General features: G+C 70.7%; 23 protein-coding genes and 2 pseudogenes. 16 read left to right on the top strand and 9 right to left on the bottom strand.

All coding sequences use genetic code 11. The features are described from left to right. Window positions 1–79: 79 nt before the first annotated feature. Window positions 80–202: pseudogene (locus tag OHA58_RS14605) on the top strand (ABC transporter permease); the annotation flags it as partial. A gap of 12 nt (window positions 203–214) precedes the next feature. On the opposite strand, the gene OHA58_RS14600 reads toward OHA58_RS14605, so the two are convergent. Both OHA58_RS14600 and OHA58_RS14595 read right to left on the bottom strand, forming a co-directional pair. After that, a complete protein-coding gene (locus OHA58_RS14600; protein ID WP_405479072.1) occupies window positions 215–805 on the bottom strand; it encodes a flavodoxin family protein in 591 nt (196 codons plus the stop codon). A 99-nt stretch (window positions 806–904) separates the two neighbouring features. Next, entirely contained in the window at window positions 905–1,378 is a 474-nt protein-coding gene (locus OHA58_RS14595) for a winged helix-turn-helix transcriptional regulator (protein WP_405479071.1), read from the bottom strand. Between the two features lie 102 nt (window positions 1,379–1,480). Here OHA58_RS14595 and OHA58_RS14590 point away from each other — a divergent pair. Continuing rightward, window positions 1,481–2,911, top strand: a pseudogene (locus OHA58_RS14590) (MFS transporter); the annotation flags it as partial. Here the strand turns inward: OHA58_RS14590 and rarD are convergent. Then, window positions 2,832–3,827 (bottom strand): EamA family transporter RarD, encoded by a 996-nt coding sequence (rarD, locus tag OHA58_RS14585; protein ID WP_405484973.1) that lies wholly within the window; start codon window positions 3,825–3,827, stop codon window positions 2,832–2,834. The pseudogene OHA58_RS14590 and the gene rarD overlap by 80 nt on opposite strands. Window positions 3,828–4,026: 199 nt before the next feature. Continuing rightward, window positions 4,027–4,884 carry an SDR family oxidoreductase gene (locus OHA58_RS14580; RefSeq protein WP_405479070.1) on the bottom strand — a complete coding sequence of 286 codons (858 nt, stop codon included), beginning with the start codon at window positions 4,882–4,884 and terminating at the stop codon, window positions 4,027–4,029. A 92-nt stretch (window positions 4,885–4,976) separates the two neighbouring features. Between OHA58_RS14580 and OHA58_RS14575 the strand changes: the two genes are divergently transcribed. Next, window positions 4,977–5,366 (top strand): winged helix-turn-helix transcriptional regulator, encoded by a 390-nt coding sequence (locus OHA58_RS14575; protein ID WP_405479069.1) that lies wholly within the window; start codon window positions 4,977–4,979, stop codon window positions 5,364–5,366. Window positions 5,367–5,397: 31 nt separating this feature from the next. On the opposite strand, the gene OHA58_RS14570 is transcribed toward OHA58_RS14575, so the two are convergent. The 5 genes from OHA58_RS14570 to OHA58_RS14550 form a co-directional block, all read right to left on the bottom strand. Continuing rightward, window positions 5,398–6,477: a 2-oxoacid:ferredoxin oxidoreductase subunit beta gene (locus tag OHA58_RS14570; RefSeq protein WP_405479068.1), complete on the bottom strand. Its 1,080-nt coding sequence runs from the start codon at window positions 6,475–6,477 to the stop codon at window positions 5,398–5,400. Beyond that, window positions 6,470–8,401 (bottom strand): 2-oxoacid:acceptor oxidoreductase subunit alpha, encoded by a 1,932-nt coding sequence (locus OHA58_RS14565; RefSeq protein ID WP_405479067.1) that lies wholly within the window; start codon window positions 8,399–8,401, stop codon window positions 6,470–6,472. The genes OHA58_RS14570 and OHA58_RS14565 overlap by 8 nt, the downstream gene beginning before the upstream one ends. A 346-nt stretch (window positions 8,402–8,747) precedes the next feature. Further along, entirely contained in the window at window positions 8,748–9,407 is a 660-nt protein-coding gene (locus tag OHA58_RS14560; protein WP_276314690.1) for a response regulator transcription factor, read from the bottom strand. Between the two features lie 174 nt (window positions 9,408–9,581). Continuing rightward, a complete protein-coding gene (locus OHA58_RS14555; RefSeq protein ID WP_405479066.1) occupies window positions 9,582–10,931 on the bottom strand; it encodes a sensor histidine kinase in 1,350 nt (449 codons plus the stop codon). A gap of 123 nt (window positions 10,932–11,054) precedes the next feature. Then, complete coding sequence (locus OHA58_RS14550) at window positions 11,055–12,233, bottom strand: sensor histidine kinase (protein ID WP_405479065.1); 1,179 nt, start codon at window positions 12,231–12,233, stop codon at window positions 11,055–11,057. 165 nt (window positions 12,234–12,398) lie between these two features. On the opposite strand from OHA58_RS14550, the gene OHA58_RS14545 reads away from it, so the two are divergent. The 13 genes from OHA58_RS14545 to OHA58_RS14485 all read left to right on the top strand — a co-directional run bounded on the left by OHA58_RS14545 (window position 12,399) and on the right by OHA58_RS14485 (window position 24,257). Next, entirely contained in the window at window positions 12,399–12,791 is a 393-nt protein-coding gene (locus OHA58_RS14545; RefSeq protein ID WP_329571295.1) for an NADH-quinone oxidoreductase subunit A, read from the top strand. Beyond that, entirely contained in the window at window positions 12,782–13,423 is a 642-nt protein-coding gene (locus OHA58_RS14540) for an NADH-quinone oxidoreductase subunit B (RefSeq protein WP_405479064.1), read from the top strand. The genes OHA58_RS14545 and OHA58_RS14540 overlap by 10 nt, the downstream gene beginning before the upstream one ends. After that, window positions 13,420–14,613, top strand: a complete 1,194-nt coding sequence (locus OHA58_RS14535; protein WP_405479063.1) for an NADH-quinone oxidoreductase subunit C — start codon at window positions 13,420–13,422, stop codon at window positions 14,611–14,613. Before OHA58_RS14540 ends, OHA58_RS14535 begins: the two co-directional genes overlap by 4 nt. Beyond that, window positions 14,610–15,578, top strand: a complete 969-nt coding sequence (locus tag OHA58_RS14530; protein WP_405479062.1) for an NADH-quinone oxidoreductase subunit H — start codon at window positions 14,610–14,612, stop codon at window positions 15,576–15,578. Before OHA58_RS14535 ends, OHA58_RS14530 begins: the two co-directional genes overlap by 4 nt. Continuing rightward, window positions 15,578–16,165 carry a NuoI/complex I 23 kDa subunit family protein gene (locus OHA58_RS14525; RefSeq protein ID WP_405479061.1) on the top strand — a complete coding sequence of 196 codons (588 nt, stop codon included), beginning with the start codon at window positions 15,578–15,580 and terminating at the stop codon, window positions 16,163–16,165. Before OHA58_RS14530 ends, OHA58_RS14525 begins: the two co-directional genes overlap by 1 nt. Then, a complete protein-coding gene (locus OHA58_RS14520; protein ID WP_405479060.1) occupies window positions 16,162–16,782 on the top strand; it encodes an NADH-quinone oxidoreductase subunit J in 621 nt (206 codons plus the stop codon). The genes OHA58_RS14525 and OHA58_RS14520 overlap by 4 nt, the downstream gene beginning before the upstream one ends. Then, a complete protein-coding gene (gene nuoK / locus OHA58_RS14515; protein WP_116511162.1) occupies window positions 16,782–17,198 on the top strand; it encodes an NADH-quinone oxidoreductase subunit NuoK in 417 nt (138 codons plus the stop codon). Before OHA58_RS14520 ends, nuoK begins: the two co-directional genes overlap by 1 nt. Then, window positions 17,195–19,189, top strand: coding sequence for an NADH-quinone oxidoreductase subunit L (locus OHA58_RS14510; protein WP_405479059.1), 1,995 nt, complete (start codon window positions 17,195–17,197; stop codon window positions 19,187–19,189). The genes nuoK and OHA58_RS14510 overlap by 4 nt, the downstream gene beginning before the upstream one ends. A 6-nt stretch (window positions 19,190–19,195) precedes the next feature. Further along, the gene (locus OHA58_RS14505) at window positions 19,196–20,770 is read left to right on the top strand and encodes a NuoM family protein (protein ID WP_405479058.1); all 1,575 of its coding nucleotides are present in this window, start codon (window positions 19,196–19,198) and stop codon (window positions 20,768–20,770) included. After that, a complete protein-coding gene (locus OHA58_RS14500) occupies window positions 20,767–22,308 on the top strand; it encodes an NADH-quinone oxidoreductase subunit N (protein ID WP_405479057.1) in 1,542 nt (513 codons plus the stop codon). The genes OHA58_RS14505 and OHA58_RS14500 overlap by 4 nt, the downstream gene beginning before the upstream one ends. A 51-nt stretch (window positions 22,309–22,359) precedes the next feature. Next, the gene (locus OHA58_RS14495) at window positions 22,360–22,815 is read left to right on the top strand and encodes an MscL family protein (protein WP_405479056.1); all 456 of its coding nucleotides are present in this window, start codon (window positions 22,360–22,362) and stop codon (window positions 22,813–22,815) included. 189 nt (window positions 22,816–23,004) lie between these two features. Beyond that, the gene (gene htpX, locus OHA58_RS14490; protein ID WP_266561267.1) at window positions 23,005–23,868 is read left to right on the top strand and encodes a zinc metalloprotease HtpX; all 864 of its coding nucleotides are present in this window, start codon (window positions 23,005–23,007) and stop codon (window positions 23,866–23,868) included. Then, window positions 23,865–24,257 carry a YccF domain-containing protein gene (locus OHA58_RS14485; RefSeq protein ID WP_405479055.1) on the top strand — a complete coding sequence of 131 codons (393 nt, stop codon included), beginning with the start codon at window positions 23,865–23,867 and terminating at the stop codon, window positions 24,255–24,257. The genes htpX and OHA58_RS14485 overlap by 4 nt, the downstream gene beginning before the upstream one ends. Window positions 24,258–24,401 lie beyond the last annotated feature (144 nt).

Raw genomic sequence — 24,401 nt, 5'->3', positions numbered from 1 at the left:
CCGGTCAGGGGATTGCCTGGCGTCGACGGAAGATCGCCTTCCCATTGTCCTCCATGTCTACCGCCCAATCCATCGGGCCATGATGCGCGAGCCGGTCTACTGGGACGATCTGTTCAAGAACCTGGGCCTCCAGGGGCTGTACGCGGCTGTGTTCGGCTCGGCGGCGTGGGCGCGCTTCGCGGCGAAGGACATCACGGCGTGACCAACTGCCGTGCTACTGCACCTCGTACGGGAAGCGGGCGATCTCCGGCTGCCGTTCGGGTGCGAAGAACGTCTTGGCGCGCAGTAGCGCCTCCTCGTCCTTGAGCACGTCGCCGGGCTTGCTGCCGTTGCCGAGCAGGACGCCGCCGAAGCGCATGCCCATGTACGCGGCCGAGTTGCGCAGCGTGCCGACCAGGGGGTCCGCGACGACTTGCTCCTCGTGGGCGAGCGCCGTCACGCCCCACAGGGTGCGCCCTTCGAGGCTCGCCTTGAAGTCGATGCCGGGGGTACGCAGCCAGCCCGACCAGTAGTCGAGGTAGCGCTTGGTGGGGGCCGAGAGGGAGTACCAGTACAGCGGCGACGCGATGACGATGTCGGTGGCTTCGAGGGTCGCGTCCAGGAGCAGCGCCGTGTTGTCGCCGGTGGGCCGGGTGTGGTCGCTGTCGTGGCGCAGGTCCTCGAAGTCGGGGAGGGGGTGCGCGGTGAGGTCGATCCAGCGCTGCCCGACCTCGGGGGAGAGCTGCTCGGCGGCCTTGCGGGCCAGGATCTCGGTGTTGCCTTCGCCGCGGCTGCTGCCGAGCAGGAAGAGGAACGTGCGGGACATGGGGCACTCCGGGGTCGGTTGGTCGCGCCGATTACCTGCACGTGCAGTTTATGCACACGCAAGTAATTCCGTCCAGGGGGTTCGCCGGGGCCCGGGGGGTCACGGCGTGCTCGCGCCGACCGCCGCTCCGGCCGCCTCCTCCTCCGCCCGGGTGTCGTACGCGGCGCGGGCCGCGGCGATCTCGCCCTGGTGGCGCTCGGTCCAGGTCACCAGGGACCGGATCGTCTCGTGCAGCGTGCCACCAAGTGCCGTCAGCTCGTACTCGACCCGGGGCGGCACCACCGGGTACACCGTCCGCTCCACCAGGCCGTCCCGCTCCAGCTGCCGCAGCGTGACCGTCAGCATCCGCTGACTGATCCCGTCGATCTCGCGGCGCAGCTGCGTGAAACGCAGCCGGCGGTGTTCGAGGAGCGCGATGACGAGCAGGGACCACTTGTCGGCGACCCGGTCGAGGATCTGGCGCACCTCACAGCCCTCGCGGGTGTCCCACTGGAAGGGGTCCGGGTCGCCGTGTTCGGTGCCGGAGACGGTGCTCGCGCAGTTACTCGGTGACTTCGAAGTGCCTTCTTCCATGCCCGTCGATGCTGCCGCAGGATCGGGGTGGTTACAAGAGGGAACCGACCCTCCGTCGCGTAACCACCCTTCCCTTCAAGCGACTTGAGGAGCCGACCCGTCATGGGCACTCGCGCCTGGGCACTGCTGCTGGTCCTCTGCGGAACGATCTTCCTGGAGGGCATCGACGTCGCCATGCTCGCCGTCGCGATCCCCTCGATCCGGTCCGATCTGGCGCTCGGCACCGACACGGCCGCGTGGGTCATGAGCGCGTACGTCCTCGGCTACGCCGGATTCACGCTGCTCGGCGGCCGGGCGGCCGATCTGCTCGGGCGGCGCAGGATGTTCCTGTTCTGGCTGGCCGTCTTCCTGGCCTTCTCCGGGCTCGGCGGCTTCGCGACCGAGGGGTGGATGCTGATCGTCGCGCGCTTCGTCACCGGGGTCTCCGCCGCGTTCATGACGCCGGCCGCGCTGTCGCTCATCACCACCTCGTACGCCGAGGGGCCGCAGCGCAACAAGGCGCTCCTCGTCTTCGCGGGAACGGCCGCGGGCGGCTTCTCCCTCGGGCTCGTCATCGGCGGGCTGCTGACCGAACTCGGCTGGCGGTGGGTGTTCTTCGCGCCCGTACTGCTCGCCGGGGCGATCCTGGCCGCCGCGGTGCGGCTGATCCCCGCGCAGGCCGCGCCCGACCGGCGGGGCGGCGGGTTCGACGTGGCCGGAGCGGCCGCCGCCGCGGGCGCCATGCTCCTCGTCGCCTACGGCGTCGTGCGGCTCGAACACGGGCTCGCGGGCTGGCCGCTGACGGCCGCCGCCGTCGCCCTGGGGCTCGCACTCGTGGGTGTCTTCGTGGCCGTGGAGCGGCGCAGCGCGGCGCCTCTCGTGCGGCTCGGCATCTTCCGTACGGGGACGGTGGTCCGCGCCGACCTGGGGGCGCTGCTGTTCGTCGGCGCCTTCTTCGGTTTCCAGTTCGTGCTGACCCTGTACCTCCAGGAGCTGCGGGGCTGGTCGTCCCTGCAGACGGCGATCGCGCTCGTCGTGATGGGCTGCGACGCGGTCCTCGCGCCGACGCTCACCCCGCGCCTGGTCGAACGCTTCGGCAACGCGCGCGTCGTCCTCGGCGGCTTCCTGCTCGCGATCCTCGCGTACGGGCTCTTCCTGCCGGTCGGCCTGGACTGGACGTACGCCGCCATGTTCCCGACCTTGATCATCGCCGGGACCGCGTTCGCGCTCGCCTACGGTCCGCTGACCATCGCGGCGACGGACGGGGTCGCGGAGGAGGAGCAGGGGCTCGCGGGCGGGCTGCTCCACACCTCGACGCAGTTCGGTTCGGCGCTCGGCATCTCGGCGGTGACCGCGGTGTACGGGCTCGCCTCGAAGGGGGCCGGCGCGGCGGACACGCTCTCCGCCTTCCGCGCGGCCCTCGTGGTGCCAGTGGTGATGGTGACGCTGGGCGCGCTCGTGTCGGCGCGCGGGATCAGGCGGCCGGCTCGCGCCGCGGATCCGTCTGCGGATCCGACTGCGGCTGGGTCAGCGGCTGGGTCTGCGGCTGGGCCTGTGTCCGGGGATTCGTCGTCGACTCCGGCACCGTCTCCGGCACCGTCTCCGGAGCCGTCGCCCGCGCCTCCTGCTCGGCAAGCGCGATCCGCCCCCGCCGGGCCGTCCGCAGCGCGTCCCACGTCAGGAGCGTGAGCGCCACCCACACGAGAGCGAAGCCCGCCCAGCGTTCGGCGGGCATCGCCTCGTGGAAGTACAGGATGCCGAGCAGGAACTGGAAGACCGGCGCCAGGTACTGGAGCAGCCCCAGCGTCGACAGCGGTACGCGGATGGCGGCGGCGCCGAAGCAGACCAGGGGGATCGCGGTGACCAGGCCCGTCGCCGCGAGCAGCGTGGCGTGGCCCGCGCCGTTGCCGAAGGTGGACTCGCCCTGCGCGCCGATCCACAGCAGATAGGCGAGCGCGGGCACGAACTGGATCGCGGTCTCGGCGGCGAGCGACTCCAGGCCGCCGAGGTTGACCTTCTTCTTCACCAGGCCGTACGTGGCGAAGGAGAAGGCGAGGCAGAGGGAGATCCAGGGCGGCTGCCCGTATCCGAAGGCGAGGACGAGGACCGCGGCGAGGCCGACGCCGACCGCCGCCCACTGCGCGGGCCGCAGCCGCTCGCCCAGGAGCAGGACGCCCATGGCTATGGTGACCAGCGGATTGATGAAGTAGCCGAGTGAGGCCTCGACGACATGGCCCGCGTTCACGGCCCATATGTAGACGCCCCAGTTGACCGTGATGACGGCCGCGGCGACGGTGACGAGTGCCAGCCTGCGCGGGTTGCGCATCAGCTCACCGGCCCAGGCCCAGCGGCGTACGAAGAGCAGGGCGACGCCGACCACGGCCAGCGACCACACCATGCGGTGGGCGAGGATCTCACCGGCGCCGGCGGGCTTGAGCAGGGGCCAGAACAGGGGCACCAGGCCCCACATTCCGTAGGCCGCGATGCCGTTCAACAGTCCTGTGCGCTGTTCGCTTCTCGACTGCCCAGCCTCCACGGCCCCTCCTCCACACGCGCGGACGCCCCGTGGCGGCCACCCATGAAGGTAGCGCCGCGGGGCACCGGCTGTCATGTCCGTATCTCTATACGGTCATGACGGGGCATCCGTGCGGGTGGGAGATCGCCCGCTGCTAGGCGAGCGCGGCCTTGATCGCGTCCGCGAGCGGGGTGGTGGGGCGGCCGGTCAGCCGGGACAGGTCGCCGCCGGTGGCGGCGAGCAGGCCCTGCTCGATGGCGGTGTCGACGCCCACGAGGATGTCGGCGAACGGCGCGGGCAGACCCGCGCCGAGCAGGATCTCCCTGTTCTGCTCGGGCGTGACGGCGTTGTACGCGATCGTCCTGCCGGTCTGCTTCGACAGCTCGGCGGCGTACTCGGCGAAGGACCAGGCGACGTCGCCGCTCAGCTCGTACGCCTTGTTCTCGTGGCCCTCGCCGGTCAGGACGGCGACCGCGGCGGCGGCGTAGTCGGCGCGAGAGGCGGAGGCGATCCGGCCCTCGCCCGCGGAGGCGACGACGGCACCGTGCTCCAGGACCGGGGCCAGGCGCTCGGTGTAGTTCTCGTGGTACCAGCCGTTGCGCAGGAACGTGTACGGCAGGCCGGAGTCGAGGATCGCCTGCTCGGTCACCTTGTGCTCGGCCGCCAGATCGAAGTCGGCGTCGGGCCCGCCGAGGACGCCCGTGTACGCGAGCAGGGCGACGCCCGCGCCCTTCGCGGTGTCGATCACGGCCCGGTGCTGCGGCACGCGCTGCCCGACCTCGCTGCCGGAGATCAGCAGGACCCGGTCCCCGGCGGCGAAGGCTCCGGTCAGTGTCTCGGGCGCGCTGTAGTCGGCGATCCGCAGCTCGACGCCCCGGGCGGCGAGGCCGGCGGCCTTCTCCTTGTCGCGGACGACGGCGGCGATGCGCTCCGCCGGGACGCCGGCGGCGAGGAGGCCGTCGATGACGAGACGGCCGAGGTGTCCGGTGGCTCCGGTGACGACGATGCTCATGTCTGAAATCTCCCTTAGCTACTGGTTATGGCGCTGAGCCTACGCCGGGCGCTAACTATTGGAAAGTACCCACTTTGAAGTAAGGTACTGCCATGGCAGTAAGTAAGTGGGGCACCGACAGCGAAGAGCTGTGCCCGTACCGGCTCGTGCTCGAACACGTCACCAGCCGCTGGGGCGTCCTCGTCCTGATCGCCCTGGAGGAGCGCTCGTACCGCTTCAGCGAGCTGCGCCGCGAGATCGGCCGCGTCAGCGAGAGGAACGTCAGCGAGAAGATGCTCACGCAGACACTCCAGACCCTGGAGCGCGACGGCATGGTGCACCGCGATGCGAAGCCGGTCATCCCGCCACGCGTGGACTACTCGCTCACCGATCTCGGCCGCGAGGCGGCGGAACGGGTGAGAACGCTCGCGATGTGGACGGAGCGCCGCATGGAAGCGGTGACGGAGGCCAGAGCGGCATACGACGAAACCCGCGCCCCCTAAGGGGCGCGGGCTGTGTCGTCGGGCGGTCCGCCTAACCGACCACGGTCCAGGTGTCGCCGCCGGCCAGCAGCGCGGCCAGGTCGCCCTTCCCGTTCTGTTCGATCGCTTCGTCGAGCTGGTCGGACATCTGCACGTCGTAGACGGGCCGCTCGGTGGAGCGGAAGACGCCGATGGGTGTGTGGTGCAGGGTGTGCGGGTCGGCCAGGCGGGACAGGGCGAACGCGGTGGTGGGCGAGGCCGCGTGCGCGTCGTGGACGAGGATCTGTGACTGGTTGTCCTCGCTCACGTCGACGACCTCCAGGTCACCGGTCTGGGAGTCCCGCACGACGCCCTTGGCGAGGCCGGTGCCGAAGCGGATCGGCTGCCCGTGTTCGAGGCGGATCACCGCCTCCTCGGCCTGCTGCTTGTCTTTGAGGACTTCGAAGGCGCCGTCGTTGAAGATGTTGCAGTTCTGGTAGATCTCCACCAGGGCCGTGCCGGGGTGGGCGGCCGCCTGCCGCAGCACGTCGGTGAGGTGTTTGCGGTCGGAGTCGACGGTGCGGGCCACGAACGAGGCCTCCGCGCCGAGCGCGAGGGACACCGGGTTGAAGGGGGCGTCGAGGGAGCCCATCGGCGTCGACTTGGTGATCTTGCCGACCTCGGAGGTGGGCGAGTACTGGCCCTTGGTCAGCCCGTAGATCCGGTTGTTGAAGAGGAGGATCTTCAGGTTCACGTTGCGGCGCAGGGCGTGGATGAGGTGGTTGCCGCCGATGGACAGCGCGTCGCCGTCACCGGTGACCACCCACACCGACAGGTCCCGCCGGCTGGAGGCCAGACCGGTCGCGATGGCCGGGGCGCGGCCGTGGATGGAGTGCATCCCGTAGGTGTTCATGTAGTACGGGAAGCGGGACGAGCAGCCGATGCCCGAGACGAAGACGATGTTCTCCTTCGCCAGCCCGAGCTCCGGCATGAAGCCCTGCACGGCGGCCAGGATCGCGTAGTCACCACAACCCGGGCACCAGCGCACCTCCTGGTCCGACTTGAAGTCCTTCATGGACTGCTCGGCCTCGGCCTTGGGTACCAGCGAGAGCGCCTCGATCGTGCCCGTGCCTTTCGTGCCGGTGTCAGCCATGGATGGCCTCCTTGAGAGCCGTGGCGAGCTGCTCAGCCTTGAACGGCATGCCGTTGACCTGGTTGTAGGAGCGGGCGTCCACCAGATACCTGGCCCGGATGAGGGTGGCGAGCTGGCCGAGGTTCATCTCGGGAATCACCACCTTGTCGTAACGCCCCAGGACCTCGCCCAGATTCCGCGGGAACGGGTTCAGATGCCGCAGATGAGCCTGCGCGATGAGCTCGCCGGCGGTGCGCAGCCGGCGTACGGCGGCGGTGATGGGTCCATACGTCGAACCCCAGCCGAGGACCAGGGTGTTGGCCTCACCGGAGACGTCGTCGACCTCCAGGTCCGGGACCTCGATACCGTCGATCTTCGCCTGCCGGGTGCGGACCATGAACTCGTGGTTGGCCGGGTCGTAGGAAATGTTGCCCGTGCCGTCCTGCTTCTCGATCCCGCCGATACGGTGCTCAAGACCCGGCGTGCCCGGGATCGCCCACGGACGGGCCAAAGTCTTCGCATCGCGCTTGTAGGGCCAGAACACCTCGGTGCCGTCGGCCTCGGTGTGATTCGGGCCGGAGGCGAACTGGGTGCGCAGGTCGGGGAGTTGGTCGATCTCGGGGATGCGCCACGGCTCCGACCCGTTGGCCAGGTAGCCGTCGGAGAGGAGGAAGACCGGGGTGCGGTAGGTGATCGCGATGCGGGCCGCCTCGATCGCCGCGTCGAAGCAGTCGGCGGGCGTCCTCGGCGCGACCACCGGGACCGGCGCCTCACCGTTGCGGCCGTACATCGCCTGCAGCAGGTCCGCCTGCTCCGTCTTCGTCGGCAGGCCGGTGGACGGGCCGCCGCGCTGGATGTCCACGACGAGGAGCGGCAGTTCGAGACTCACGGCCAGGCCGATCGTCTCCGACTTCAGCGCCACACCGGGGCCCGATGTCGTGGTCACCGCCAGGGAACCGCCGAACGCCGCGCCCAGCGCCGCGCCGATGCCCGCGATCTCGTCCTCGGCCTGGAACGTGCGCACACCGAAGTTCTTGTGCTTGGACAGCTCGTGCAGGATGTCCGAGGCCGGGGTGATCGGATACGAGCCCAGGTAGAGCGGCAGGTCCGCCTGCCGGGAGGCGGCGATCAGGCCGTAGGACAGGGCCAGGTTCCCGGAGATGTTGCGGTACGTACCCGTCGGGAACGCGGACGCAGCCGGGGCAACCTCGTAGGAGACGGCGAAGTCCTCGGTGGTCTCGCCGAAGTTCCAGCCCGCGCGGAAGGCGGCGATGTTGGCCTCGGCGATCTGCGGCTTCTTCGCGAACTTCGACTTGAGGAACTTCTCCGTGCCCTCGGTGGGCCGGTGGTACATCCACGAGAGCAGGCCGAGCGCGAACATGTTCTTCGAGCGGCCCGCGTCCTTGCGGGACAGCTCGAACTCCTTGAGCGCCTCGACCGTCAGGGCCGTCAGCGGCACCGGGTGGACGCTGTAGCCGTCCAGGGAGCCGTCCTCCAGCGGGGAGGTCGCGTAACCGACCTTCTGCATCGCCCGTTTGGTGAACTCGTCCGTGTTGACGATGATCTCCGCGCCGCGCGGCACATCCGCGATGTTCGCCTTCAGGGCGGCCGGGTTCATCGCCACCAGCACGTTCGGCGCGTCGCCCGGGGTGAGGATGTCGTGGTCGGCGAAGTGCAGCTGGAAAGAGGAAACGCCCGGCAGGGTACCTGCGGGCGCGCGGATCTCGGCGGGGAAGTTCGGCAGCGTGGAGAGGTCGTTTCCGAACGACGCCGTCTCCGAAGTGAACCGGTCACCCGTCAGCTGCATACCATCGCCCGAGTCACCCGCAAACCGGATGATCACCCGGTCCAGACGCCGTACGTCTTTGCCGTTCGCCTGTTTGCGCTGCTCTCCGACCACTGCGTCATCTGCCTGCTCGGCCTGGCTACTGACCTGGCTGGTCACTGAACTGGACCTCCCTCGAGGCGGCTCTGCGGGAGCGGCCGGCCGACCGGCCTCTCCATGGCCCACCCTACGTCGGTAAGGGTCGCCTTCCCTGGATGGTTCGCATGGTGGACGCGACAATGAGACACCCTGATGACCTTGTTTGTCATGATTTACCCACCCCCATGGCCCCCTGTTCGAAGACGCGCCCACTCATCCTTTGGTTCTAGGGCCGGTTCAGGGTCGACCCCGGGGCCGACCCCGGAGCGGGGCCCTGAAGCCGACCCGGAGTCGGCCCTGAAGCCGACCCGGAGTGTCCTGGAGTCCGCCGACCGATTCCCGCCATATCTGACAGGGTGTCAGGCCGTCACGAGTTCAGGTAGGTGAGCACCGCCAGAACGCGCCGGTGATCCCCGTCACTCGGGGACAGCCCCAGCTTCAGGAAGATATTGCTGACGTGCTTCTCCACCGCGCCGTCGCTCACGACCAGTTGACGCGCGATCGCCGAGTTCGTCCGCCCCTCGGCCATCAGGCCGAGCACCTCGCGCTCACGCGGGGTCAGCCCCGCCAGCACGTCCTGTTTGCGGCTGCGCCCCAGGAGCTGGGCCACCACCTCGGGGTCGAGCGCCGTACCGCCCTGCGCCACCCGCACGACCGCGTCCACGAACTCGCGCACCTCGGCCACCCGGTCCTTGAGCAGATAGCCCACGCCGTGGCTGGAACCGGCGAGCAGTTCGGTCGCGTACTGCTCCTCCACGTACTGCGAAAGGACCAGCACCCCGAGCCCCGGGTGCTGCTTGCGCAGCAGGACCGCGGCGCGCACGCCCTCGTCCGTGTGGGTCGGCGGCATCCGCACGTCGGCGACCACGACGTCCGGCAGCGCGTCCTGCGCGGCCAGGTCGGTGATGGTCTTGACCAGTGCGTCCCCGTCACCCACGCCCGCCACCACGTCGTGCCCGCGGTCGGTCAGCAACCGGGTCAGGCCCTCCCTGAGCAGCACTGAATCCTCGGCGATGACCACTCGCACTCTGTCCTCCACGTTTCTCGGCCCCCACAGCCCGTCCCACCCGTTCAACAGTCACCAGCATCCCAGCATCCGGACGGTCCTGGGCCGTGGCGCCGGGATTGGCCGGGAAGAGGGAGGACACGCGTGTGCGGTGCGCCCCGGGAAGGGGTGCACCGCACACGCGGGCGCCGGTCGTCAGGCGCGCCGCCACGGCAGTTCCGCCGTGATCCGGGTCGGGCCCGCCGTCGGCGAGTCCACCAGGAGGATCCCGTCGACAGCGTCGAGCCGCTCGGCGAGCCCGGCGAGCCCGGAGCCGGCGGAGGCGTCGGCGCCGCCCACGCCGTTGTCCGTCACCTGGAGCATCAGCCGGTCCTCGACCCGCCACACGTCGACCGTGGCGCGGGTCGCCCGGCTGTGCTTGCTGACGTTCTGCAGGAGCTCGCCGACCGTGAAGTAGGCGATGCCCTCGATGGCCGGCGCGGGCCGCGCGGGCAGATCGACCTCGACCTGCACCGGGACCGTGCAGCGGGAGGCCACGGAGGACAGGGCCGCGTCCAGGCCGCGGTCGGTCAGGATGGCCGGGTGGATGCCGCGGGCCAGATCCCGCAGTTCCTGGAGCGCCGTCTTCACCTCGCCGTGCGCCTCGTCCACCATGCGCGCCGCCTCCTGCGGGTCCTCCGTCAGCTTCTCCTTGGCGAGCCCCAGATCCATCGCGAGGTTGACCAGGCGGGCCTGTGCGCCGTCGTGCAGGTCGCGCTCGATGCGGCGCAGGTCGGCGGCGGCCGTGTCGACGACGACGCCGCGGTCCGACTCCAGCTCCACGACCCGCGCGCCGAGCCGCGACGGGCCGAGCAGCCCGCTCACCAGCGCCCGGTCCACGGAGGCCAGCGCCCTGATGATCCACGGCGTCGCGAGCGTGATCAGCAGGCCGACCGCCGCGGTGACCGTGATCTCGAAGGGGTTGTCCAGGTAGATGTTGTGCGCGCCGTCGCCGTAGAGCTGGATCCCGCCCTGGCCGGCGTACATGGGGAAGACCCACTGCCACAGCGGATACGTGAGCAGAGACCAGCCCACCGTCCAGAAGACCAGCGCGACGTTGAACGCGAAGACCGCCCACGGGAAGTGCACGACCGTGTACAGCAGGTTGCGCCACGACTCGCCGCTCTTGAGGAGGGCACCCATCCACGCCATCGGGCCGTGGGTGCGGGGCCGCAGCGGACCCGGCGTGCCTACGTCGATGCCGAGGAGCGCGCGCGCCCTGGCCCGCTCCATCGAGGCGAACCCGCGCGCCCCGGCGAGGGCGGCGGCCAGCACCGGGATGCCGAGGAACGTGATCAGCAGCCCGGCGCCGAGCGACACCATCGTCACCGCGTACACGAACGTGATGATGCTGAGCGGGAGGCTCAGGAGCAGATAGCCGAGCTCGCGGAACGTACGGGCCTCGAACGGCGCGCGCAGCCCGGCCGGGAGACGGTGACGCCGTTCCCCGGCCACCGCGTCGTCGCGGTAGCCGTGTCCCTGTCCGTACTGCGTGGGCGTGATCATCGGTGGGGTCCGTCCGTTCTGCTCGTCCGCCTGGTACTTCCAGACTCCTCGCGGCGGCGCCTCGCGGCCATGGAGCCGGTCGGCGTCTTGGACCGGGGGTTTTCCCTACCCCCGCGGTGCCTCTCAGGCAGGTGTGCGGTCGCGCCAGGGCAGCTCCGCGGTCACCGTCGTCGGGCCGCCCTCCGGCGAGTCCACGACGAACAGGCCGTCCACCGCGCCGAGCCGGTCCGCGAGGCCCGACAGGCCCGTGCCCTTGTCGAGGCTCGCGCCGCCGCGTCCGTCGTCCTGCACCTGGATCAGCAGCCGGTCCGCGGAGCGCCACACGTCGACCGACGCCGACCGCGCCCCGCTGTGCTTGCTGACGTTCTGCAGCAGCTCGGACACCGTGAAGTACGCGATGCCCTCGATCGCCGCGGCGGGCCGCTGAGGCAGGTCCGCCGTGACCTTCACCGGAACCGTGCAGCGCGAGGCCACGGAGGAGAGCGCCGCGTCCAGGCCGCGGTCGGTGAGGACCGCCGGGTGGATGCCGCGGGCCAGATCCCGCAGTTCCTGAAGCGCCAGCTTCACCTCGCCGTGTGCCTCGTCGACCATGGCGGCAGCGGCGTCCGGGTCCTCGAGGAGCTTCTCCTTCGCGAGGCCGAGGCCCATCGCGAGGTTGACCAGGCGGGCCTGTGCGCCGTCGTGCAGGTCGCGTTCGATGCGGCGCAGGTCGGCGGCGGCCGTGTCGACGACGACGCCGCGGTCCGACTCCAGCTCGGCGATCCGCCGCTCCAGCTCGTCCGACGGCGACAGGAGTGCCCGCGCCATCGCCCGGTCCGCGTTGGCCAGGCCCCGCACGATGAACGGGAGGACCGGCCACAGCACGAAGAGCCCGGTCAGCGTGATGGCGAACGTGAGCACACCCCACGGCAGCCGTATGAACTCGTAGAGCACCGCCCGCCAGCCCACCGGGTCCTTCAGGCCGGACCACAGCCGGCCGAAGAAGCCCTCGTCGCGGCTGCGCGGCAGCGGGCTCGGCTCCTCGATGCGCAGCCCGAGCAGCGCGCGGGCCCGCCCCCGCTCCGCCTTCCCGAGCTGACGCGCGCCGAGCAGACCGGCCGCAAGCACGGGCAGACCGATCACCGTCACGGCCAGGCCGACGCCGGTGGCCAGCATCGTCACGACATAGACGAAGCCGAGCACGGCGATCGGCAGATTGCTGAGGAGATAAGCGATCTCCTTCCAGGTGTGCCGGTCGAAGGCGAAGCGCGGGGCCGGCGGACGGTCCACGTCCGGCTCTGTGGTGACGATGCGAGCGGTCATATGCGCCAGCGTGCCCGGCCGGGCGCCGAGGCGCCATGAGGCGGGCTGCCGGACCCGACGGGGGATAACCCCACCTCAACCCTGGACGCCTGCTTACCGTCTCTTTAACAGGCCCTAGACTCCCGTGCGTACAGATCGTCGAACACCACGGAGCGAGGGGCGGACGTGCCGGAATCGACCATCGTCGCCGCGGGCTACTTCCAGACGTACTCTGTAGTCGGCGCAATCGCCGTCGTGGGCGTCCTGTTCGTGGCCGTCGCCTTCGGCGCGGGGCGGCTGCTGAGGCCGGTGGTCCCGACCCCCGAGAAACTCCTGACGTACGAGTGCGGAGTCGACCCCGTAGGTGAAGGCTGGGCCCACACTCAGGTCCGCTACTACGTCTACGCGTTCCTCTACGTCATCTTCGCCGTCGACTCGATCTTCCTCTTCCCGTGGGCGACCGTCTTCGCCGATCCGCAGTTCGGCGCGGCGACGCTCGTGGAGATGTTCATCTTCCTCGGCTTCCTCGCCGTGGGCCTGCTGTACGCATACAAGAAGGGCGTCCTGACATGGACGTGACCCCGGACCTGCCCCCCTCGGAGCCGGTGCTCCTGCCGGAGCCTGTCAGCCCGAAGAAGCTGGGTGTGCTGTCCCGCCTGGCCCCCGAGCCGATGAAGGTGATCCTCAACTGGGGCCGCCGCTACTCGCTCTGGGTCTTCAACTTCGGCCTGGCCTGCTGCGCCATCGAGTTCATCGCGGCGTCCATGGCGCGGCACGACTTCATCCGCCTCGGCGTCATCCCCTTCGCGCCAGGCCCGCGCCAGGCCGACCTGATGGTCGTCTCCGGCACGGTCACGGACAAGATGGCCCCGGCCGTGAAGCGCCTGTACGAGCAGATGCCCGAGCCCAAGTACGTGATCTCGTTCGGCGCCTGCTCCAACTGCGGCGGCCCGTACTGGGACTCGTACTCGGTCACCAAGGGCGTCGACCAGATCATCCCGGTCGATGTGTACGTGCCCGGGTGCCCGCCCCGGCCGGAGGCGCTGCTCCAGGGCATCCTCAAGCTTCAGGAGAAGATCGCGCGCGAGTCGCTCGGCGAGCGCTACGGCGCCGACGCGGCGGCGGGACGGCCCTCGGCGGCCGCCCTCAGCAGCGGCCTCGTGAAGCCGCCGGTCCCGACGCGCGACGACTCCGGGGAGGGAGAGCGGTGACCGGCTGGCTGCCCCGACCCGTCGAGGAGCTCTTCGGCCCGGACGCCACGGCCGAGGAGTCGTACGAGGTCCTCACCGTCGACGTTCCCGCGGCCACGTGGATCGCCGCCCTCGAAACGGCCCGCACCACGCTGGGCTGCACCTACTTCGACTGGCTGAGCGCGGTCGACGAGCCCGGCACCGGTTTCCGCGTCTGCGCGCACGTCGTCGCCCTGTCTCCCGTACGCCGACTGCTCCTGCGCACGACCGTGCCGCACGACGCCCCCGTCCTGGCCACCGCGGTCGACGTGTACGCGGGCGCGGGCTGGCACGAGCGAGAGACGCACGAGATGTTCGGCGTCCGCTTCGAGGGCCACCCGCACCTGGTGCCGCTCCTCCTCCCCGACGGCTTCGAGGGCCATCCCCTGCGCAAGGACTTCGTGCTCGCGGCGCGGGTCGTGAAGGCGTGGCCGGGGGCCAAGGAGCCGGGGGAGTCCGAGCACGGGGGGCCGAAGCGGCGGCAGATGCTGCCGCCGGGTGTTCCGGACCCGAACGAGTGGGGCCCGCTGAAGGGCCAGCTTCCGCCCGCCCCGGCCCGCCCGGCCCGTGGCGCGGGCCGCGCGGCGGGCGAACGTCCGGTGCGGCGGACGCGCACGGCGGGGGAGGGTTCGGCCAGTCAGGCCGCCCCGGCCGCCCCGGCCGGCACGGATGCGGCGGCTGCCGCGCCGCCGAGGCGCTCGCGGAGCGCGTCGCAGGGGTCGGCTTCGCAGACGCCGACAACTCCTGAGGCGCCGACAACACCTGAGACCCCTGCGGCACCTGAGAGCCCTGCGGCGCCTAAGACTCCCGCGGCGCCTAAGACTCCCGCGGCGCCCGAGACTCCCGCGGCGCCGAAGCCGGACGCCGCGGGCAAGTCCGGTGCCACCGGCGACGCGCCCTGGCACCACGCCCGCCCGGCCTTCGACGAGCCGAAACCGGCCGCGCCGGAGGAGCCCACGCCTGAAACACCGGATGCCCCGGCTACCTCCGGAAGCCCGGACGCGCCGGATGCCCCGGCCACCTCCGGAACCCCGGACGCACCGGACGCCCCGGCTACCTCCGGAACCCCGGACGCCCCGGCTACCTCCGGAACCCCGGATGCCCCGGCTACCTCCGGAACCCCGGACGCCACCCCCGAAGCCCCCGAAACCCCCTCAGGAGGAACGGAGTGAACGACGTTCTCGACGTCGCTCTGCGGCTCATCGTCGTCTTCGTCGCCTTCCTCGTTCTGCCCCTTGTCGTCGGCCAGACCGAGCACAAGGTGATGGCGCACATGCAGGGCCGCCTCGGCCCCATGTACGCGGGCGGCTTCCACGGGTGGGCCCAGCTCGTCGCCGACGGCGTGAAGTTCGCGCAGAAGGAAGACGTCGTCCCCGCCGACGCGGACCGCCGCATCTTCCAGCTCGCGCCCGCCGTCGCCCTCCTGCCGTACCTCCTCGTCCTGCTCGCCATTCCCATCGGCCCGAGCGAGGGCGCGGTCGGCCAGGTCGTCGACGCCGGCATCTTCTTCGTACTCGCCGTCATGGGCGTCGGAGTGCTCGGCTCGCTCATGGCGGGCTGGGCGTCGGCCAACAAGTTCTCCCTCCTGGGCGGCCTGCGCACCGCCGCGCAGCTTCTCGCCTACGAACTGCCGATGCTGCTCGCCGCCGCCTCGGTCGCGATGGCCGCCGGTACCGTCTCGCTGCCCGGCATCGTCGACGCGTTCGAGTGGTGGTGGGTGCCGTGGCAGATCGTCGGCGCCCTCGTCTTCTTCGTGGCGGGCCTCGCCGAACTCCAGCGCCCGCCCTTCGACATGCCGGTCGCCGACTCCGAGATCATCTTCGGCGCGTACACCGAGTACACGGGCCTGCGCTTCGCTCTGTTCCTGCTCGCCGAGTACGCCGGGATCGTCGTCCTGTGCGGCCTCACCACCGTCCTGTTCCTGGGCGGCTGGCACGGGCCGTGGGGCGCCGACGGCCTCGGCTGGGTCTGGACGCTGCTGAAGGCGGCCGTCCTCGCGTTCGTCGTGATCTGGCTGCGCGTCACCTACCCCCGTCTCCGCGAGGACCAGCTCCAGAAGCTCTCCTGGACCTTCCTCGTCCCGCTCGCCCTCGCGCAGATCGCGCTCACCGGAATCGTGAAGGTGGCGATCAACTAATGGCTCCCATTCCCGGCTCAGGTCTGGCCAAGGGCCTCGCCGTCACCCTCCGCACCATGACGCGTAAGACCGTCACCGCGCAGTACCCGGACGTCCAGCCCGAACTGCCGCCGCGCACCCGTGGCGTCATCGGCCTGTTCGAGGAGAACTGCACGGTCTGCATGCTGTGCGCCCGCGAGTGCCCCGACTGGTGCATCTACATCGACTCCCACAAGGAGACGGTGCCGGCCGCCGTCGAGGGCGGCCGCGAGCGCAGCCGCAACGTCCTCGACCGCTTCGCCATCGACTTCGCCCTGTGCATGTACTGCGGTATCTGCATCGAGGTGTGTCCTTTCGACGCGCTGTTCTGGTCCCCGGAGTTCGAGTACGCGGAGACGGACATCCACGAACTCACCCACGAGCGCGACCGGCTCCGCGAGTGGATGTGGACGGTCCCGGCCCCGCCCGCGCTCGACCCGGCGGCCGAGGAACCCAAGGAACTCGCCGCCGCCCGGAAGGCCGCCGACAAGCTGGCCGCCGCGCAGGCCGCCGCCGCAGAAGAACCCGCACCCGGCGAACCCGCACCCGGAGAGGAGGGACCCGCGTGACCCCCATCGCAGCGGCCGCCGCCGCGGCCACGCAGACCCACGGATTCCTCTCGCCGACCGGCGTCGAGATCGCGTTCCTCCTCGTCGGCCTGGTCACCTTCGGCGCCGCGATCGTCACCGTCACCACCAAGCAGCTGGTGCACGCGGCCCTGTGGCTGGTCGTCGCCCTCGGCGGCCTCGCCGTCGAGTACCTGCTGCTCACCGCCGAGTTCATCGCCTGGATGCAGGTCCTCATCTACGTCGGCTCCGTCGTCGTCCTCCTCCTGTTCGGACTGATGCTCACGAGGGCGCCCATCGGCCGCTCCCCGGACGCCGACTCGGGCAACCGGTGGGCCGCGCTGACCGTCGCCGTCGCCGCGGCCGCCGCCCTCGTCTGGGTCGTCGTGGACGCCTTCCGCACCACCTGGGTCGACCTCGACGGCGCACCCCAGGGCACCACCGCGGTGACCGGATCGATCCTCTTCCAGCACTGGGTGCTGCCCTTCGAGGCGCTCTCGGTCCTGCTGCTCGCGGCCCTCGTCGGCGCGATCGTCCTGTCCCGCAGGACCACCAGGGCACAGGACGCGAACACCAAGGCGCAGGACACGAACACCAAGGCCCGGGAGGGGAACCGCTGATGCACCTCGCCTACCCCGCCGTCCTCTCCTCGCTGCTCTTCTGCACGGGCCTGTACGGAGTGCTGGCCCGCCGCAACGCGATCCTGGTCCTGATGTCCGTCGAGCTGATGCTCAACGCCGTCAACCTCAACCTCGTCGCCTTCGATGTCTGGCTCAGCAAGGCGGCCCGGGACACCCTCCACTCCGGCCAGGCGCTGACCCTGTTCACCATCGCCATCGCCGCGGCCGAGATCGGCATCGGCCTCGCGATCGTGCTCGCCGTGTACCGCGGTCGCGGCACCTCCGACATCGACAAGCTCCGTGACACCGCCGAGTCCCCGGACGACGGCGGACCCGACGGCTCCGCCCCCGACGGCTCCGCACCGGACGCCGGCGCCGAGGCGGTTACGGACGAGAAGGCCGAGGCCACCGCGTGACGACCACGACCCTCGCCGTACTCGTCCCCCTCCTCCCGTTCCTCGCCGCCGCGGCGGGACTGCTCCTGGGCCGCACCGCGCCCGGCTTCGTACGGCCCCTCGCCGTGCTGCCGACCCTCGCGGCGCTCGCCCTCACCGTCCTTGTCGCCGTGCGGCAGGGCGGCGGCCGGAGCATCGACGCGGCCACCGAACTCACCCCGACGGGCTCGGTCCCCATCGAGCTCGCCCTGCACATCGACGGCTTCGCCGCCCTCGTCGCCGTCCTGGTCTGCGTCGTCGCGTCGTGCGTGCAGATCTACTCGACGGCCTACCTGCGCGACGACCCGCGCTACCCGTCGTACGCCGCGCTCGTCTCCCTCTTCACCTCCGCGATGCTTCTCGTCGTCTACTCGGGCGACCTGATGGTGCTGCTCGTCGGCTGGGAAGTCATGGGCATCTGCTCGTACTTCCTCGTCGGCCACTACTGGGAGACACCGGAGGCGCGCGCCGCGTCCCTCAAGGCGTTCCTGGTCACGAAGCTCGGCGACGTCCCCTTCCTGATCGGCCTGTTCGCGCTCGCCGTGGACGCCGGGTCCTTCCGCATCACGACGGTCCTCGGCGCCGTCGCGAGCGGCGGCCTCGACCACCCCACGCTGATCGCGCTGCTGCTCCTCGCGGGAGTGGCGGGCAAGTCCGCGCAGTTCCCGCTGCACACCTGGCTGCCCGACGCGATGGCCGGCCCCACGCCGGTCTCCGCGCTGATCCACGCCGCGACGATGGTCGCCGCCGGTGTCTACTTCGTCGCCCGGCTCCTCCCCGTCTTCGCCGCCTCCGGCGCCGCCCTGGTCGTCCTCGCCGTCATGGCCGCCGTCACGATGACCGGCTCGGCGCTCGCCGCCCTCGCGCAGGACGACATCAAGCGCGTCCTCGCGTACTCGACGATCGGCCAGCTCGGCTACATGACCGGCGCCCTCGCCGTCGGCGACCGCGGCGCCGCCGTCTTCCACCTCCTGTCGCACGGCGCCTTCAAGGCGCTGCTGTTCCTCGGGGCGGGCGTGGTCATCCACGCCGCCGGCACCAACTCGCTCGCCGCCATGTCCCGTATGAAGGGCCTGCGCGACCGCGTCCCCGACGCCTACTGGACGATGACCGTGGCGCTCCTCGCGCTCGCCGCGATCCCGCCGTTCAGCGGCTTCTTCTCGAAGGAGGCCGTCCTCGGCTCCGCCGAGCACGCCGCCACCGGCCACGCCGAGGCGATCCCGTCCTCGGCGGGCTGGATCGTTCTCGTGTCCGGCCTTCTCACGGCCCTGCTCACCGCCGCGTACGCCACGCGCCTTTGGCTCCTGGTCTTCCGGGGCCACGGCGCCGAGGCCCCGGACCACGGCAAGCAGCCCCTCGCGATGAACGCCGTCCTGTGGGTCCTGGCGATCCCCTCGCTCGCCTTCGGTCTCACCGTCGGCGTCGTGCCCGACTGGTTCGACGGCCGTTCGCTGGCCCCGACCCTCACCACCTCCGTCCTCGGCACGGGCGTCGCCCTCGTCGGCGGGCTCGTCACCTACGCGGCCTGGCGCCACACCACGGCCCTCGCCGCGGGCGCCCCGCTCGGCGCCGTAGCCGCCCACCCCGACGCGGACGGCAGCGTCGTCGAGGCCGAGGCCATCGCGACCCACGCGGCCGCGTACGGGGACATCGCCTACGCCCCCGATCCGGCGGACCCGGGCCGTCTCCTGCTCGGCCCGCTGCACCGCCACGCGGCCACCGGCTTCCACCTGGACGCCGTCTACGCGGCCCTGTTCGTCCGGCCGGTCACGGCCGCGGCCTCACTGGTCCGCTTCCTCGACCGCGAGGTCGTCGAGACCTATGTGCGCGGCGCCGCCGCCGTACCCAACTGGCTGGGCCGGGCCGTCCGCCGTGCCCAGACCGGCAACGTGCAGACCTATCTCAGCGCCCTGCTCGCAGGGACCGTCGTCCTGGCGATCGCCGTCGTCCTCGTCGCCACCGCCGGAGCGTGAGCAGCCGTGATCGATATCAGCGAATCCGTGATGCAGTTCCTTCTCGCACTGATCGTCGTCGGCCCGCTCGTGGGCGCCGCCGCCGCTCTTCTCCCGGCCCCGCCCGGGCTGAAGGGGAAGTCCCCGGACCAGGCCGTGCTCCGCCACGGCGTGACCGTGACCGGCGTGATCCTCATCGCCGCGATCGTCCTCGCGCTCGGCTTCGACCATGACCACCCGTCAAAGATGCAGGCCACGACCGACATCAGCTGGATCCCCGCACTCGACGTGCGGATCCACCTCGGCATCGACGGCATCTCGCTCCCCCTCCTGGTCCTGACCGCGCTGCTGACCTTCCTCTGCGCGCTGTACTCCTACTTCAAAATGCCTGCGGGCCCGTCCCCCAAGGCATTCGTCGCGCTGATCCTCGTCCTGGAGTCCGGCACCCTCGCGACCTTCGCCGTGCTCGACCTGCTGCTCTTCTTCCTCGCCTTCGAGATGGTCCTCATCCCGATGTACTTCCTCATCGCCCGCTGGGGCGGTGAGCAACGGGCCAAGGCCGCCTGGAAGTTCATCCTCTTCACGCTCCTCGGCTCCGTCGTGATGCTGCTCGGCCTCCTCCTCATCGGACTCAACTCCGGCACATTCGACATGGTGGCACTCGCCTCTGACAACGGCCGGGGCCTGAGCACGTCCGTGCAGGTCACCGCCGTTCTGGCGATCGGGATCGGGCTCGCGGTCAAGACGCCGATGTGGCCGCTGCACAGCTGGCTGCCCGACGCCCACACCGCCGCGCCCACCGTCGGCTCGGTCCTCCTCGCCGGCGTGCTGCTCAAGATGGGCACGTACGGGTTCGTGCGGATCCTGCTGCCGGTGACGCCCGACGGCATGCACACCTTCGCGCCGTACCTCGCCGCCTTCGCCGTCGTCGGGATCATCTACGGGTCCCTGGCCTGCCTCGCCCTCGCGCGGCCCGGAGCCAAGGGCGACCTCAAGCGCCTCATCGCGTACTCGTCCGTCGGACACATGGGCTTCGTCCTGCTCGGCATCTCGACGATGTCGCCGACCGGCGTCAACGGCGCGCTCTTCGCGAACATCGCCCACGGCCTCATCACCGGCCTGCTGTTCTTCCTCGTCGGCGCGCTCAAGGACCGCACGGGCAGCACGGACCTCGACACCCTCGCCGAGCAGGGCGGCATGGCGCTCTACGGCAAGGCGCCCCGCCTCGGCGGGCTCCTCGCCTTCGCCGCCGTCGCCTCCCTCGGGCTGCCCGGCCTCGCCGGGTTCTGGGGCGAGATGCTCGCCCTGTTCGGCGCGTTCAAGCCGGCCGCCGACCTGAGCCGCCCCGCGTTCCTCACGTTCATGGCGATCGCCGCGTTCGGCACGCTGCTCACCGCCGCGTACATGCTCGCCGTCGTCCGCCGGGTCTGCATGGGCCCGCACGAGGCCGAGGCGCCGAAGCTCGCCGACGTCCAGGGCTACGAGTTCGCCGCCTGGACCCCGCTCGTCGCCCTCACCGTCGTCGGCGGGCTCTGGCCCGCGGCCCTGATCGGCCTCACCGACCCGGCCGTGCAGAAGCTCCTCGCAGGAGGCATCCAGTGACCGCCGTCGCCGCGCCGTCCGTGGCGTCCCTCGTCCAGTCCGTCGACTGGCTCGCGATCGCGCCGCCCACCATCGCGGCGGTCGTCGCCCTCGGGGTGCTCGTCGCGGACCTGTTCCTCGGCGAGCGCAGGAAGGCGCTGCTCGGCTGGGTCTCCGTCGCGGGTCTGGCCGCCGCCGCGCTCGCGCTGCTGCCCCTTCTGGACGGCGACCGCTCGACCTTCTGCCTCAAGACGCTCAAGGGCGAGCAGGCCGCGTGCAGCTACACGGCCGACCACTTCACGCTCGTCATCCAGTTCCTCGTCCTGGCCGGCGCCCTGCTGACCGCGCTCCTGTCCATCACCGGCATCAAGGACGCGAAGAACACGCCCAGGGCGCTCCCCGAGGGAGAGTTCTGGTTCCTGCTCCTGTCCTCCGCCGCGGGCGCCGCGCTGCTGCCCGCGTCCCGGGACCTGGCCACCCTCGTCGTCGCCCTGGAAGTGGCGTCCCTCCCGGCGTTCGCCCTCGTCGGCATCAAGCGCGACGACAGGCGCTCCTCCGAGGCGGCCCTGAAGTTCTTCCTCTCCTCGGTCACGGCGACCACGGTGACCCTCCTGGGTGTGAGCTTCGTCTACGCGACGACCGGCACCCTGCACCTCACGAAGATCGCCACCGCCCTGACGCACGTCGACGGGCAGTTCCAGACCCTGGCCCAGGCGGGCGTCGCCCTCACCCTCGTCGGGTTCGCGTTCAAGACCGCCGCCACCCCCTTCCACTTCTGGGTGCCCGACACCTACGTAGGGGCCCCCCTCCCGGTCGCCGCCTACTTGTCGGTGATCGGGAAGGCGGTCGGCTTCTCCGGGATCATCCTCGTCACCGTCGTCGCCTTCCCGTCCTACGCCGACGTGTGGGGCCCGGCGCTGGCCGCGCTCGCCGCGCTCACCATGACCGTGGGCAACGTGGCGGCCCTGCGCCAGCAGGCCACGCGCGCGTACAGCGCGGTACGCCTGCTCGCCTGGTCCTCGGTGGGCCAGGCCGGCTACCTCCTCGTCCCGATCGCCGCGGCCGCCTACTCCAAGGACGCCGACAAGGCCATCGGCTCCACCGTCGCGTACGCCCTCATGTACGCCGCCGTGAACCTCGGTGCCTTCGCCGTGGCCGCCCTCGTGGCCCGCACGAAGCCCCTGAACCGCATCAGCGACTACCGCGGCCTGTACGCGTCCCGGCCGCTCGCAGCGCTGGTCCTCGGCTTCTTCCTGCTGTCCCTCGCGGGCCTGCCGCCCGGCATCATCGGCCTCTTCGCGAAGGTCACCGTCTTCTCGGCGGCCGTCGACGCGGGCCTCGGCTGGCTCGCCGTGGTCATGGCCGTCAACGTGGTGATCGCGCTCTACTACTACCTTCGGTGGACCGCGACGCTCTTCCGCCCCGCCGAGGGAGAGCAGCCGGTACACCGGGTTCCGGCCCCGCTCACGGCGGCGATCGGGCTCACCGCGGTCATCGGAGTGGCCCTGTCGGGGGCACCCCAGATCGTTCTCCGTTTTGCTTCGACAGGCCTCTTCTAGGCACCCTCGTACCGACCTCTGCCTCAACGTCGTACACAGGGAGACACTGCCGTGCTGAGCGGGTTCAAGGACTTCATCCTTCGCGGGAACATCGTGACCATGGCGATCGGCCTCGCCGTCGGTTCCGCCTTCACCGCGGTCGTGACGGGCTTCAGCACGGCGTTCATCGCCCCGCTCATCGGCCTCGCCACGCGCTCGACCGGCGACTTCAGCGAGGCGCATTTCCGGGTCGAGGGCACGGACTTCCCGTACGGCAAGTTCGTCGCCGCGGCGATCGCCTTCGTGATCACCGCGGCGGTGCTCTACTTCCTCGTCGTCGTCCCGATGATGAAGTTCCAGGCCCGCATGGACCGCGGCAAGCCGGTCGACATCAAGGCCGCCCTGCGCGACTGCCCGCGCTGTTTCAGCCAGATCCCCGCGATCGCGACCCGCTGCTCCCACTGCACCAGCGAGCTCAAGGCCGACCCCGAGGCCCTCGCGCTCGCCGGGCTCCCCGAGCAGCGCTGAGCCGCCCCCTCGGGGCCGCGTCACACCCGTACGGCCTACACGCGCCCTTCGCGCGCACAAGGGAACTCGTCCCCCTCGTCTGGCGTTGACCAGAACGGGAGGGTCCACTGGACAGGGAAAGCACCCAGTGGAAGCACCAAGCACCAGCAAGCAGAGGGTTCCCCTGCCGCACCACATGGAGGGCGTACCGTGCACCGCCGGCACAACGGGCTGAAGACCGCCGTACTCCTCGGGGGGCTGTCGGCCCTCATCATCGTTATCGGCAGCTTCTTCGGTCGTACGGGGCTGATCGTGGGCCTCGGCATCGCCCTCGCGACGAACGCGTACGCGTACTGGAACAGCGACAAGCTGGCCCTGCGCGCGATGCGCGCGCGCCCCGTGAGCGAGTTCGAGGCCCCCGCGCTCTACCGCATGGTCCGCGAGCTGTCGACGCAGGCCCGCCAGCCCATGCCCCGCCTGTACATCTCGCCGACGGAAGCGCCCAACGCCTTCGCGACGGGCCGCAATCCGCGCAACGCCGCGGTGTGCTGCACCGAGGGCATCCTCCGGATCCTCGACGAGCGCGAGCTGCGCGGCGTCATCGGGCACGAGCTGAGCCATGTCTACAACCGCGACATCCTGATCTCGTCGGTCGCCGGCGCCCTGGCCTCGGTGATCATGTTCCTGGTCAACTTCGCCTGGCTGATCCCCGTCGGCCGTTCGAACGACGACGACGGCCCCGGCCTGCTCGGCATGCTGATGATCATGATCCTGGGCCCCATCGCGGCCACGGTCATCCAGCTCGCCATCAGCCGATCCCGGGAGTACGAGGCGGACGCGTCGGGCGCCCAGCTCACCGGTGACCCGCTGGCCCTGGCGAGCGCCCTGCGCAAACTCGACGCGGGGACCAAGCAGTTGCCGCTCCCCCCGGAGCCGCGGATCGAGACCGCAAGTCACATGATGATTGCGAACCCTTTCCGTCCCGGGCAGGGCATGTCCAAGATGTTCTCCACGCATCCGCCGATGGCGGAGCGCATCGCCCGGCTAGAGCAGATGGCAGGTCGTCACCCGTGAAGACAATCCTCAACATCATTTGGCTAGTGCTGAGCGGCTTCTGGCTGTTCCTCGGCTACCTGCTCGCGGGCCTGATCCTGTGCATCACGATCATCGGAATCCCGTTCGGCATCGCGGCGTTCAGGATCGGCGTGTACGCGTTGTGGCCGTTCGGCTATACGACGGTCGAGCGCCGGGACGCGGGCGCCCCGTCCTGCGTCGGGAACGTGCTGTGGCTGGTCCTGGCCGGCTGGTGGCTCGCTCTCGCCCACATCGTGACGGGCATCGCGCAGTGCATCACGATCATCGGCATCCCCCTGGGCATCGCCAACTTCAAGCTGATCCCGGTCTCCCTGATGCCGCTCGGCCGCGAAATCGTCCGCACGGACCAGCCGTTCGCATCGCGGTAGGCGCCGGCCGGACGTCGTAGCAGGAGGGGCTCAACTCGGCCGTACGGCCAAAGAGTTGTCCCCTCTTTTGCGTAGCAAAGGGACCCCGCGTACTCCGTGTGGAAGCATGGTCGGTGCACGGGGGAGGTGGGCAAGCAGGCCCGA

This window comes from Streptomyces sp. NBC_00009, assembly GCF_045040855.1.
GTDB lineage: Bacteria > Actinomycetota > Actinomycetes > Streptomycetales > Streptomycetaceae > Streptomyces > Streptomyces aureus.
The sequence above is the reverse complement of the archived record's forward strand: the minus strand, read 5'-3'. Positions and strand labels throughout refer to the sequence as shown.